7 protein-coding genes are annotated in these 14,527 nt (G+C 36.5%); all 7 read left to right on the top strand.

Annotated elements, in window-relative coordinates; translation table 11 throughout:
- Nucleotides 1-12: 12 nt before the first annotated feature.
- The 7 genes from HW347_RS01930 to HW347_RS01900 all read left to right on the top strand — a co-directional run bounded on the left by HW347_RS01930 (nucleotide 13) and on the right by HW347_RS01900 (nucleotide 14,515).
- Nucleotides 13-1,551, top strand: coding sequence for a RagB/SusD family nutrient uptake outer membrane protein (locus HW347_RS01930; protein ID WP_214610271.1), 1,539 nt, complete (start codon nucleotides 13-15; stop codon nucleotides 1,549-1,551).
- A gap of 105 nt (nucleotides 1,552-1,656) precedes the next feature.
- Nucleotides 1,657-5,169 (top strand): VCBS repeat-containing protein, encoded by a 3,513-nt coding sequence (locus tag HW347_RS01925; RefSeq protein WP_214610270.1) that lies wholly within the window; start codon nucleotides 1,657-1,659, stop codon nucleotides 5,167-5,169.
- Entirely contained in the window at nucleotides 5,166-8,696 is a 3,531-nt protein-coding gene (locus tag HW347_RS01920; protein WP_214610269.1) for a VCBS repeat-containing protein, read from the top strand. Before HW347_RS01925 ends, HW347_RS01920 begins: the two co-directional genes overlap by 4 nt.
- On the top strand, nucleotides 8,683-10,005 hold the full coding sequence (locus HW347_RS01915; RefSeq protein ID WP_214610268.1) for a vanadium-dependent haloperoxidase: 1,323 nt from the start codon (nucleotides 8,683-8,685) through the stop codon (nucleotides 10,003-10,005). Before HW347_RS01920 ends, HW347_RS01915 begins: the two co-directional genes overlap by 14 nt.
- Nucleotides 10,006-10,479: 474 nt before the next feature.
- The gene (locus HW347_RS01910) at nucleotides 10,480-12,249 is read left to right on the top strand and encodes a glycoside hydrolase family 36 protein (protein WP_214610267.1); all 1,770 of its coding nucleotides are present in this window, start codon (nucleotides 10,480-10,482) and stop codon (nucleotides 12,247-12,249) included.
- Between the two features lie 10 nt (nucleotides 12,250-12,259).
- Nucleotides 12,260-12,817 (top strand): sugar O-acetyltransferase, encoded by a 558-nt coding sequence (locus HW347_RS01905; RefSeq protein ID WP_214610266.1) that lies wholly within the window; start codon nucleotides 12,260-12,262, stop codon nucleotides 12,815-12,817.
- Nucleotides 12,818-12,865: 48 nt separating this feature from the next.
- Nucleotides 12,866-14,515, top strand: a complete 1,650-nt coding sequence (locus tag HW347_RS01900) for a solute:sodium symporter family transporter (RefSeq protein WP_214610265.1) — start codon at nucleotides 12,866-12,868, stop codon at nucleotides 14,513-14,515.
- Nucleotides 14,516-14,527 lie beyond the last annotated feature (12 nt).

Here is a 14,527-nt window from a genome sequence, read left to right as displayed (position 1 = left end):
AAATACTTGATCATGAAAAAAACAAATTTTTATATTTTTTTAGTGGCTATTTTTGGCTTCTATTCATGTGCGGACGAGCTTGACTTAGCTCCCCTTGACAGGGTGACCCCCAACACATTTTACAAAACTAGGGCCGATTTTGATGGAGCAATATTTTCGTCTTATTCTTCACTCCAAGATTTTTACGGTACAAGTACCGAGACTCTTGGGGAAACAGGAGAATATTGGAAAATCTCAATGATTATTACCGATGATGCTGAAGTAGATGCCAACTCTGGAGATACAAGAACTCGAGCTGCAGATAATCTCCAGGTGACCTCTGTTGATGTAGCTTTTCAAGCTGTGTTCGGTGAAATTTATGAAGGTATTTACAGAGCTAATATTGTACTTGAAAATTTAGATGCTGAGAACGAGTTAACAGCAGAAGACAAAACTGTTCTATCTGCTGAAGCCAAGTTTTTAAGAGCATTTTACCATTTTCAAGCCTTAAAGCTTTTTGGTGAAACCTCTCCCATTGCTATTGCTGTAGGTAAAGATTTAAATAATTTAGCACTTCCAAATGCGGGTGCTGGGGAGTTATATGCTCAAATTCTTGCTGATTTTTCTGATGCTGCAGCTGGTTTACCGGAAGTATGGGATGGAGGTAATACAGGAAGAGCTACCGCATGGGCAGCTAAGTCTTTTATTGGTAAGGTAAATGTATTTAAAGAAGATTGGCCAGCGGCAATAACTGCAATAGGTGATGTTGTTGATAACGGACCTTATAGCCTTGTGACATCTTCTTACGATGATGTTTTTGCTTATAACAACGAAAATAATTCAGAATCTATTTTTGAAATCCAGTATGGTGGACCATTCTCTGATGATAATATTTGGGTTTTTGATGACAATCACAGTGAAAATTTCAAGGGGTCACAAGGTTCAGGTAGAGCATGGTATTGGGATCCGGCAAATGGTGCTCCTGCACAAGCGCAAGGTTGGTTTATTCCAACACAAGATTTAGTTGATGCTTTTGAGCCAGGAGATACAAGATTGGAAGCCAGTATTTACCAACCAGGGGAAACTTATTATAAATTGAGTCCTGGTGGAGTTCTAAATGTATTAGACTATGATCCTATTTGGTCGTCTAATAGTCTTTCAATTAAGAAGTATCGTGGTGAAACTAATATGGTTGCGGCTAATTATTCGCCAAATGGTGTTGGCGATTTCAATAACGAGCGTTGGTTTAGATTTGCTGAATTGAAATTACTATATGCTGAAGCCTTGATTAGAGGAGGTGGTGATGTTAGTATCGCGGTTCAACAGATTCAGGATATTAGAGATAGAGCGGGTTTAACTGCTCCCATGAATTCAGACCCTTTAGCAGCAATGATGCAAGAAAAGAGAGTTGAAATGGCGTTTGAACCACACCGTTGGTTTGATATTGTAAGATGGGATTTAGGTCCAACTATCTTTGGTTCTTCTTGGGATCCAAAACTTGAGGTATTTCCTTTTCCTCTTTCTGAAATAGATCGTTCAGGAGGTCTTATGACCCAGAATGCAGGTTACTAAAATGCATTAAAATATTTTATGATTTAATTGATATAAAGAATCCAATCTCTTAGATTGGATTCTTTTATTTGCAATACAAACATATTGTTTATATTTTGTTAGAACATGCACTATAAATTCAAAGGGAAGCTCCCGTATTTCTTGTTTTCAATCATTGTATTATTCGTTTCATGCAATAACAACAATAGTTTGTTCGAAGCATTGAACCCTGATAACACAGGTGTTACTTTTTCAAACAATTTAACATACTCGGAAAGCCTAAGTGTATTAGACTTTGAATACATGTATAACGGTGCTGGAGTTGCAACTGCTGATTTTGACAACGACGGTTTACAAGACATCTATTTCATCGGCAATATGAACAGTAATCGATTGTATAAAAATTTAGGTGATTTTAAATTTGATGACATTACTGAATCTTCTAAATCCGGATCATCTTATTGGTCTAACGGAGTTGCAATAGTAGACATTAACCAAGATGGCTACAAGGATATTTATATTAGTAAAGGTGGACCAAGAAGCTCGAAAGCGAACGAAAGACAAAACCTATTGTTTATTAATAAAACAAAGGAGACGGGAAAGATAGAGTTTGAAGAAAAAGCAGCAATTTGGGGTATAGCAGATACTGGCTATTCAGTACAATCTGCTTTCTTTGATTATGATTCTGACGGTGATTTAGACTTGTATGTCTTAAGTAATGACTTAGTAGATTATAACCGTAACGTATCACGACCAAAAGATAGATCTGGTAAATCACCTTCGGTAGATAAACTATATCGCAATAACGGTGACCAAACTTTTACAGATGTTTCAGCCGATTCAGGAATTTTAATAGAAGGCTTTGGTCTAGGTGTTGAAATCTGTGATATTAATACCGATGGATGGCCTGATGTATATGTATCCAATGATTTTCTTACGGATGACCTATTATATATCAATCAACAAAATGGAACTTTTAAAAATGAAAACAAGAAATATTTCAAACATCTAACCTATAATGGAATGGGTCATGATATCGGGGATATTAATAACGATGGAAATATGGACGTTATAGTTTTAGATATGCTGCCTCCGGATAACGAGCGATGGAAACTTACTATGGCAGGAAATCGCTATGATGTATTTGAAAAAAGTATTAAAGACGGGTATCAACCCCAATATATTCGGAATACGCTACAGCTAAATAATGGAAATGGATCCTTTAGCGAGGTAGGCCAGATTGCTGGTATCTCTGGAACAGAATGGAGTTGGAGTGCCTTACTATTCGATTATGACCATGACGGCTTAAAGGATTTGTGCATTACCAATGGCTACAGACAAGATATTACCAATTTGGATTTTATGGTATATGGTAACCGAATTTTAACCATGGGTACCGAAGAGGCCAATAGAAAAGAACGTATAAAAGCACTAGGCAAATTACCTGGCATTAAGAAGCAAAATTACCTCTACAAAAACAAAGGTGATTTTACTTTTGACGACATGTCTGAAGAGGCAGGCTTTAATACGCCTACTTATTCAAGTGGCATGGCTTATGCCGACTTAGACAATGATGGTGATTTAGATTTGGTGATAAATAATATTGACGAGCACGCTAGCATTTTAAAAAACAATACCAACATTGGCGAAAATAAACATTATATAAAATTTAAATTCCAAGGAGAAGCACCCAACCTTGAAGGCTTAGGAAGTCAAGTTGAGCTATTTTACGACGGACAATTACAAAAACAATACTTTACCCCATATAGAGGATACTTATCAACTGTTGAGCAATCTGTTCACTTTGGTATAGGCAATATAAATGTAATAGATAGTGTACAGGTAACTTGGCCTAATGGTCTTCAGCAAATTTTGAAAGATGTACCTGTAAATCAAGAAATCACTTTACATCAAAAGGATGCATCTGAATTAATAAAACGTGTAAAAGATAGTAGTCCGACATTATTTCAAGAAATCGACAGTATTGGTCTAGATTTCAAACATCAAGAAAATGAGTTTGTAGATTATAAAGTTCAACCCCTATTACCCCATATGCACTCAAAAAACGGACCTGGAATGGCTGTTGCTGATGTTAATGGAGATGAGTTGGAAGATGTTTTCATAGGAGGTGCAGCTGGACAAGTAGGAGTGCTAAAAATTCAACAAAATGACGGGACTTTTAAAGAAACTCCCCTCCAAGATAAATTATACGAAGACATGGGAGCATTATTTTTTGATGCTGATTCAGATGGTGACCAAGATTTGTATATAGTAAGCGGTGGTTCATCGCATGAAACTGGAGACACCTTATACCAAGACCGTTTCTATAAAAATGATGGTTCTGGGTCATTTACTAAAACCAATGTACTTCCTGAATTAAATATTAGTGGCGCTACCGTAAACGCCGCAGACTATGATAAGGATGGTGACTTAGACCTTTTCGTTGGTGGCAGATTACGTCCTTGGGAATACCCTATGGCTCCTGAAAGTGTATTATTAAAAAATGAAAGCACTCCCAGCAATATTAAATTTGAAAAAGATAATCAACCTATTTCCAAAACATTTTCCAATCTTGGCATGGTGACGGCTTCGTTGTGGACTGATTTTAATAACGATTCTTGGCTTGATCTTATCGTTGTAGGTGAGTTTATGGCAATCCGCTTCTTTCAAAACGATTTAGGTAAATTAAAAGAAGTGACCAGTGAAACAGGGTTAAAAAACACCCATGGCTGGTGGAACAGTATCAATGCAGGTGATTTTGATAATGACGGTGACACTGACTATATCCTAGGTAATTTAGGACTTAATAGTCGGTATAAAGCAAATGCTAAAGAACCTTTATGCATTTATGCAAGCGATTATGACAAAAATGGAAGAATTGACCCTGTAATGTGTTATTACAACAACGGTAAAAACTACGTAGCTCACTCAAGAAGTGACCTCATCGACCAAATCAATGCTATGCGTGGGCGATTCAGAACATTTGAAGATTATTCAAAAGCTACATTTGAAGAATCATTCACTAAAGAAGAAATAGAGAATGCGTATGTAGTTAAAAGCGAAACTTTTGCGAATGCTTACTTAGAAAATACAGGCGGAGGCAAATTTAAAATTAGCAATCTCCCAAGAACATCTCAAATTGCTCCTATATACAGTACCACAATTAGTGATTTTAATGACGATGGCAATTTGGACGTTTTGGCTATTGGTAATTTTTATAGTGGCGAAACTTTCGCGGGTCGGTATGACGCTTCCATAGGAACATTACTTGAAGGTAACGGTACGGGTCACTTCAATTCAGTTAATGTTGATAAAAGTGGCTTCTTTGTTCAGGCAGATGCAAAAGGACAAGTTAACTTGTTTACAGCAAACGATGAGTTGATTATTTCTAGTGTAAATGATGGCAACCTTAAAGTTCATAAAAAGCTAAGCAAGGCGCAAAAGGTATATTCGCCTAAAAACAAAGATGCCTATGCACTCATTGAATACGCAAACGGTAAAAAACAAAAGATAGAATTTTATTATGGAACCGGGTATTTATCGCAGGGTAGTCGTAAACTAGTTATCCCACAGAACGTTATTTCCGTTAGAATACTAGATTCTGAAGGTAACGCTACCGAAATCCTTACCGTTCAATGAGAAATCTAATACTTCTATTGGCAAGTGTAGTTCTTTTGACCTCTTGTGAAACCGAAAAGCCGAAGCGTTTTAAATTATTGAATCCGTCTGATACAGGAATAGATTTCAATAACCTTATTACAGAAAATGACAGTATTAATGTATTTAAATACATGAATATTTATACGGGAGCTGGAGTTGCTGTAGGTGATGTGAACAATGATGGCTTAACTGATGTCTATTTTAGTGGTAACATGGTTTCAGGGCGATTATATCTAAATAAAGGCGATTTAAAATTTGAAGATTTTTCTGAAAAGGCCGGTCTTTTGAATAATAGTTGGGGCACTGGAGCATCAATGATTGATATCAATCAAGATGGTTTTCTAGATATTTATATAGCAGTTTCTGGCGGAGCCGAAGAATCAAAACGTGCCAACCTACTTTACATCAATAATGGCCCTTCGTCAAATTCAGGTGAAATTACTTTTACTGAAAAAGCAAAAGAATACGGTCTTGCAGACACAAGGCAATCCATGCATTCAGCATTTTTTGATTATGACAAGGATGGTGATTTAGACTTGTACTTATTGGTTAACCCTGCTGCTTATGAACATCAAGTGAATTCCAGTAATCCTAGAAAACTAGATGGAAAATCAATAAGTAATGACCGACTTTATCGAAACGAAGGCAATGGAAAATTTACAGATGTATCTCTAGAAGCTGGGATTTTAGTAGAAGGTTACGGCTTAGGTGTTGCTATATCAGATATCAATAATGATTCTTGGCCAGATATTTATATTTCAAATGATTTTGTTGGTAATGATATCCTATACATAAATAAAGGCGACGGCACTTTTAAAGATGAGATTACAGAAAACATGAACCATACATCTTACGCCGGTATGGGTAACGGTATTTCAGACATTGATAATAACGGTAAACCTGATATAATGGTTCTCGACATGAGACCAGAAGATAATGAACGACAAAAACTGATTATTTCATCTACCGGTTATGACCGCTTTCAAATGATGCTCAATGCTGGTTATCAGGCACAGTACAGCAGAAATACCATGCAGCTAAATATGGGTGAAGGTGAGTTTAGTGAAATTGGAAATATGGCTGGTATAAGCAGTACTGATTGGAGCTGGAGTACGCTTCTTGCTGACTATGACAACGATGGGTATAAAGATATTTATATTACAAATGGATTTTTGAGGGATTTAGGAAACCTTGACTACATTCACTATCAAAACATATACGACAATCCACTTGGTGAGCGAGAAGCGAAAATCAATCAAAAATTAAAATCTATTCAAGAATTACCTCCAGCTAAACTGGTGAATTATTCATATCGTAATTCTGGCAATACAACTTTTGAAGACACTTCCGAAGATTGGGGAATAGTAGATGCAAGCTGCTCAAATGGTGCTGCATATGCTGATTTAGACAATGATGGTGATTTAGACTTGGTAGTTAATAATGTTAATCAACCTGCTTTTGTTTATGAAAATAGAACTCTGAACGATACCATAAATCATTATCTTAGAATACAGTTAGTAGGAAAACAAGGAAATCTTCAAGGTATTGGAGCCAAGGTTAAAATAACCACAAAAACCAGTACACAGTTTGAGGAAAATTTCTTGAGTAGGGGCTATGAATCTAGTACAGATCCTATACTTCATTTCGGATTAGGGAAAGAAGATGTCGTTGAGCGAATTGAAATTTGGTGGCCAGACAATAGTTATCAAAACTTAACAGGTATTAAAGCGGATCAACAGTTACTTATAAAACAAACTGATCAAGTTACTTTAGAAAGCAAAGAGACAATCAGCCAAGATAAAGCTTGGTTTACGTCAACAACTGAAAAGTCAAAAATTGACTTTAGTCATATCGAAGATGGTATGATTGATTTCAAAATTCAGCCCATTTTACCACATATGACATCAAGAAATGGCCCCGGTATAGCTGTTGGGGATTATAATGCTGATGGTCTAGAAGATTTTTATGTGGGTGGTGGTTCTGGTCAATTTGGAGAATTTTTCGTTCAAAATAAAGATGCTACTTTTAGTAAATCCACTATTCCCTTTGATGTAAGTAAAGAGGATTTGGGTAGCCTTTTCTTTGATGCCAATAATGATGGCTATCTTGATCTTTATATTGTAAGTGGCGGAGTACTTTTAACTGAGGATTTTATTTATCAAGACAGACTTTACCTCAATGACGGTTCTGGAAAATTTTCCAAATCAGATGCCTTGCCACAAATCAAAATAAGTGGATCAACGGTAAACGCGGTTGATTTTGACCATGACGGTGATTTAGATTTGTTCGTAGGTGGTCGTGTAAATCCTGGTAAATATCCTATGCCTGTTAAAAGTTATCTCTTGGAGAATTTATCCAATGAAGATGCAGAGAATCTTAAGTTTAGAGATATCAGTAATCAAATTAGTGATTGGGATAAACTAACTATGGTAACCTCAGCACTTTGGACCGATTATGATTCCGATGGATGGAGTGACTTAATTGTTGTGGGTGAATTCATGCAAGTGGAATTTTTTCATAATGAGAATGGCAAGTTAATACGTGCTACAAATACAATAGGACTCCAGAAAACAGAAGGTTGGTGGAATAGTATTAACGGAGGTGATTTTGATGGCGATGGAGACATTGACTATATTATTGGTAATCAAGGGTTAAACAATAAATTCAAGGCTTCAGAAAATGAACCGCTATCCATTTATGCTAACGACTATGACAAAGATGGTCGCATAGATCCAATAATGTGTTATTATAATGATGGCGAAAACTATATTGCTCATTCTCGAGATGAGCTTATTAGTCAAATAAGTGCTATGCGATCCCGTTTTAAAACCTATAAATCATACGCAGAAACTCCTTTTGAGAAATCATTTCTTCCAGAAGAATTAGAAAATGCGTACGTTGTGAAAAGTCATAACTTCGCTAGTAGCTATGTAGAAAACTTAGGAAATGGTAGCTTTAAGATAAGTGATTTACCAATAGCTGCTCAAATGGCTCCTATTGAAGGAATTGTTATTGAAGATTTTAATCAAGATGGTAATGAAGATGTGATTTTAACTGGCAACTCCTACTCAACTGATGTAGCTACAGGAAGATATGATGCTTTAAAAGGATTAGTTCTAAAGGGAAAGGGTGATGGTAGTTTTGAAACACTCTCTCTCAAAGAAAGTGGTTTCATAAATGATTTTGATGGAAGTGGCTTAGCTAGCATCCGTAATGGCAAAGGAGAATTACAAATAATTGTTGCCAATAATAATGGACCTTTAAAGATTTTCACTACAAATACTCCTGAAGAAAGCATTGAAATTATTAATGCAGAAAAAGAAACGCTATTTGCAGAAATCTTTTACGAAAATGGAAAAAAAGTAAGAAAGGAATTCTATTATGGTTCAGGCTATCTGTCAAATAGTTCTAGAAGTATTCAAATACAAAATAAAATAAAAGAAATAATATTTACTGATGCATCGGGAAAAACAAAAACAGTTTTTAATAAAAATGAAGTTAAGTAGTCTTCTACTTTTTGTTCTAATAGTAATATCAGCTTGTGGGCCGAATCATAATCAAGAAGGCCTTGACGCTTATTTTGAAGGAAGTATTTCGACCTACAATCGAAAACTTACTGATGTAATAGTTGCTGACATATTCACTCCACCTGTGGCTAGTAGAATCTATGCTTATGCCAATATCGCAGCATACGAAGGAATACGTTTTCAAGATGACTCAAAACAATCTTTAGGCGGTCAATTAAACGATTTAGATAATTTAAGTAAGCCGGAAGCCAACAAAGCCTATTATTACCCATTAACCTCTTTGGTTGCTTTTACTGATGTAGCCAAATCACTTGTTTTTGATTTAGAGCTGATTGACAACATGCAGAAAGAATTGCTTAGTGACGTTCAGGAAATTGGCATTGATAAGAAGACCTATGAAAACTCGGTTTCTTTAGGTGAAAAATTAGGGAAAGAAATTTTAGCTCGTGCCAGCAAGGATGGATATTTGAGAAGAACAGCTTTACCAAGGTTCAGTATTTCAGATGACCCCGGTCGATGGAAACCCACTCCGCCTGACTACATGGAAGCTATTGAACCGCACTGGAGAACAATAAAACCGTTCGTACTAGACTCAGCTGGGCAATTCGACCCTGGTTTGCCAACTCAATTTGATAGTACCGAATCTTCAAAATTCTATAAAGAAGCAAATGAAGTATACGAAACGGTTAAAAATATCGATTCTGCAAAATTAGAAGTTGCCAAATTTTGGGATTGCAATCCTAATATTTCAACTACTAATGGTCATGTCATGTATTTTCAACAACAAATTTCACCTGGGGGGCATTGGATGCATATTGCTGCACAAATATTAGATGAACAAAAGGCTGGTGTATTAGAGTCAGCTGAAACCATGTCATTGTTAGGAGTTACTATTGCAGATGCCTTTATAAGTTGTTGGGATCAAAAGTATAAGAGTAGTCTAACCAGGCCTGAAACCTATATAAACCAGTATATAGACCAGGATTGGCAACCTATTCTTCAAACACCTGCTTTTCCAGAACATACTTCTGGTCATAGTGTTGCTTCTAGCGCTGCGGCAACTGTACTTACACATCTCTTTGGTGAGAACTATTCTTTTGTAGATGCTACAGAAGTGCCATACGGTCTTCCTCCAAGAAGCTTTCAGTCCTTTTGGGGAGCCGCTGAAGAAGCTGCCATTAGCCGTTTATATGGGGGGATTCATTACAGGCCGGCTATTGAACTTGGGATTCAGCAAGGTAAGGCAGTAGGTAGCTATATTATTAAGAAAATTAAATCTGATAAATAGTAATTAGTTTTACAGCAGTGGATATAAATTATACTTATGCAATGTTAGCATAAATTCTTTCGGACAGCTTATTCTTACCATTATCTATAGTTATAATAGGGTTTACTTGTAATGAAGGATTTTTCTTAGCTATGAACTGAATTATATGTATATTTCAATAAAATTTTGTCAAAATATTATTTTTTACTAAAAATAAAGGGTTTGGATAAGTTGCGAAAAAATAATTCCTCTTCTTAATGTTATATCATTTTGCTCTGTAAATCAAGTCTATATACACTTTTGGGGTTATTTTTTTTGAGATATTTAGAATACACTGTATATTTGAATAGTAGCATAGAATATCATAGTATAATAAATAATAGTTGTTTCTTGTTTTCCTACAGTAAATGTTAGGTGAAATATAATTTTTTGCTTCAAGAGAAATATCAGAAAACCACCAATTGCTAGTTAATTGCCGGCCATAATAAAATTAAGATGATTGTAAATAAGACCACTAAAGCAAATCCCGAGATAACTATAACAGGAGCAAAGCAAAATTTACGAACCTCCCTTAAAAAAGTACATGACCATGATGGTACGGTTATCTACAATTTTGAAGTAACAAGTGACGAACAAATAATTCCTAAGCCAATTACATTACAATGGAAGGTTCCGGCAGTAAATGTAAAGGGTGTTTGGAAACCTACTACGGACTTCAATAAACGTATTCAGGCAGACTGGGAATTAGATAATATGGAGTCAAGAATTTCTATTGATTCTCCCGTAATTTCTCTGTTTGGTAATAGCGATGAGAATGTTTTAACTTTTGCTTGTTCCAATGCTATCAATAAATTGGAAATGAACGCTCGTTTACGTGAAGAGGACAATTGTTTTTATTGCCATATTACATTTTTTACGGAACAGCATTATCCACTAAAAAATTTCAAAGTCCAATTACGACTGGATAACCAAAACAGGCATTTTTCAGATAGCCTAAGGGCTGTGTCTTCTTGGTGGGAAACCTTTGAGGAACTAAAGCCGGCATATGTTCCTGCTATTGCAAAAAAGCCATTGTACTCTACTTGGTATCAATTTCATCAAAATCTTGATGTATCGTTACTTTTAAAAGAGTGTAGATTGGCGAAAAATTTAGGTTACGAAGCTATCATCATTGATGATGGTTGGCAAACGTTTGATACAAATAGAGGATATGATTTTACGGGCGATTGGCAGCCGGATCGTATTCCTAAAATGGCAGAATTCGTAAAAAGTGTTCACGAAACGGGTATGAAAGTAGCCCTTTGGTATTCAGTTCCTTTCTGTGGTGAAAAATCAAAGGCCTTCAAGCGTTTTAAGGGTAAATACTTAACAGAAGACCACAGATGGGCACCTGTTTTTGACCCACGGTATCCAGATGTAAGACAATACCTTATCGATATTTATACAAATGCAGCTAAAGACTGGAATTTAGACGGTTTTAAATTAGATTTTATAGACGACTTTAGATTCTATAAAGACACACCTATTAAGTTAGGGGCAGATGCGGATTACGCTTCAATAAACGGAGCTGTTGACAGATTGTTGACCGATGTAAAAAATGCTTTAACAGAAATTAACCCCGAAATTTTTATCGAGTTCAGACAGAAATATACTGGACCGGCAATGCGTAAATATGGAAACATGTTCCGGGCTTTTGATTGCCCGGGAGATGCTACCATGAACCGATTGCGAATAGCAGATATCCGTATGCTTGCGGGTAATACGGCTGTACATTCAGATATGGTGACTTGGCATGCAGATGAACCATTGGAAATTGCGGCACTTCAAGTCATTAATACGCTTTTTGGTGTTCCTCAACTTTCGGTAATGTTAAGTGATACACCTAAGGAATATTTAAATATGATCGGGTTTTACACCAAGTACTGGAATGAAAATGCAGATGTTCTTATGAACGGCGATTTTCTTCCTTCTAAACCTCTTGCCAACTATCCCACAGAAAGGGTATCTAAGAATGGGCAGGTAATTATTGGTGTTTATGATGCTTGGGTTACTGAGCTTAATGAAGCGCATAAACTTATAGATATCTTAAATGGTCAAATTGCGGATCAAATTATCGTCCGAAGCACCAAAGATTTAGGAGCTTACCGCTGTAAAATCTATGATTGCCAAGGAAGTTTGATAAGGGAGGATAATGTAGTATTTTCGAAAGGTGTACTCGAGATAGAGGTTCCTGCTTGTGGAATTATAAGAGCCGAGAAAATATAGTAGACATCAAATGACCGAAAAAGAAAAAATGATTAGCGGGGAACCCTATAATCCCAATGATAAAGAATTGGTTAGGGTAAGGTTAAATGCAAGAAGATTGATGCGTGAAATTGAGTCTATACCTATGGACAAAGAACGGCAACGCAAACATTTTTTTAAAGAACTATTTGCCGAGACTGGTAAGAATTTTTACATCGAAAATCGTTTTACGTGTGATTATGGCTTCAATATTTATTGGGGTGAAAACTCGTATGCTAATTTTGATTGTATTATTTTGGATGCCGCACCAGTATATATCGGTAAGAATGTGATGATGGCACCAGGTGTAAAACTGCTAACGGCCACGCATCCTCTAGAATTTGAAGCAAGAAACTCAGGTATTGAATATGCAAAACCTATCCGGATAGGAGATAACGTTTGGATTGGTGGTGGGGTAATCGTTAACCCTGGAGTTACTATCGGAAACAACAGCGTTATCGGTTCCGGTAGTGTCGTTGTTAAGGATATTCCTGAAAATGTAGTCGCTGTAGGCAATCCGTGCCGCGTATTAAAGAAAATTGATAACTGATAATCCAGTTATATCTATTACTCAATACCAACTTAAAACACCAAAAACATGCTCTCAATAGTTTCTTTTGTAGGTTTTACACTTTTAGTAGCCGTTATCGCTTGGTATGCTACAAGAAGTACCAATGAAAATTCTGCTGACGGTTATTTTCTAGCCGGGAGAAGCCTAGGGGCAATTACAATTGCTGGTTCGTTGCTTTTGACCAACCTTTCTGCAGAGCAGATTGTGGGGTTGAACGGACAAGCGTTTACCGAAGGTGTTTTGGTAATGGCTTGGGAAACATTGGCGGCTATAGCAATGATTATAACTGCTGTATTCCTTCTTCCTAGATACATGAGAGGTGGTATAACAACGATTCCGCAATTTGTGGAAGATAGATTCGATCATGGTACAAAAGCTATTCTTACGGCTTTATTCTTGTCCGGTTATGTAATTGTGGTGATTCCTTCGGTATTGTATTCAGGATCCCTGGCGTTTAGTACAATGTTTGATTTACCTAGCCTCCTTGGACTTTCCGATACAGCTACGTTGTGGCTCTGTGTTTGGAGTATTGGTACAATCGGTATAATCTATGCAATCTTTGGCGGATTAAAGGCTGTTGCGGTTTCTGACCTTATCAATTCAATCGGTCTTTTAATTGGTGGGCTTCTTATTCCTGTTTTTGGGCTAATGGCTATAGGTGATGGGAGTATTTCAGATGGAATATCTATTCTATGGGAAACTCATCCTGAGAAATTTAATGTAAAAGGAGATGTAGATGCTTCTATACCTTTTGGAACTATTTTTACGGGAATGATGCTTGTACAGATGTTCTATTGGGGTACGAACCAAGTTATTTTACAGCGTGTTTTTGGAGCAAAAAATTTAAAGGAGGGTCAAAAAGGGGTAATCCTAGCAGCTTTAGTGAAATTTTTGATACCAATAATTGTAGTATTACCAGGTATTATTGCTTGGCATATTTTTGAAGGTAAATTAGATAATCCTGATCAAGCTTATCCTAAATTGGTGGCCACAGTGCTTCCTGCTGCATTTACAGGTCTTTTTGCCGCGGTACTTTTTGGTGCCATTCTAAGCTCGTTCAATAGTTTGTTGAATAGTAGTGCTACTTTATTCGGATTTGACCTTTACAGACAATATTTTAAAAAGACAGCTACTGAATTAGAAACTGTGAAGGCAGGTAAGGTATTTGGTCTTGTGCTTGGTATTTTAGGGATGTGCGTAGCACCTTTGATTGCTAATGCTCCACAAGGTCTTTTTGCTTGGTTGCAAGAAGCAAATGGTTGTTATAGTATTCCTATTCTAACTGTAATTGTTATTGGCTTCTTTACGAAACGTGTGCCAGCAATAGCCGCTAAGATTGGCGTAATTTCAGGGGTTGTCCTGTATTCTATAAGTCAGTTTATTATCAAGCCTTATTATGTGGACAATGCGCTTGCTGAGGCTGCCCAGAACGGAATAACTGAAGCTAAAGCTTTGAGTGTGATACAGGCAGAAGCCTATCCACACTTTTTACATGTAATGGCTATCTTGTTTGTTTTGAACATTATCATTATGTTGGTAATCGGAAAACTTTATCCAAGGGATACAGATTACGAGCCGATGACTACAGATGCTGTAAGTGTTGAGCCATGGAAATATGCTTTTATAGCAGGAGCAGCCATCACAGCTTTGGTACTGAGTACTTATTTGATATTCTAAATAAGGAAGAAT

It is taken from the genome of Zobellia barbeyronii, assembly GCF_018603515.1.
Lineage (GTDB): Bacteria > Bacteroidota > Bacteroidia > Flavobacteriales > Flavobacteriaceae > Zobellia > Zobellia barbeyronii.
The sequence above is the reverse complement of the archived record's forward strand: the minus strand, read 5'-3'. Positions and strand labels throughout refer to the sequence as shown.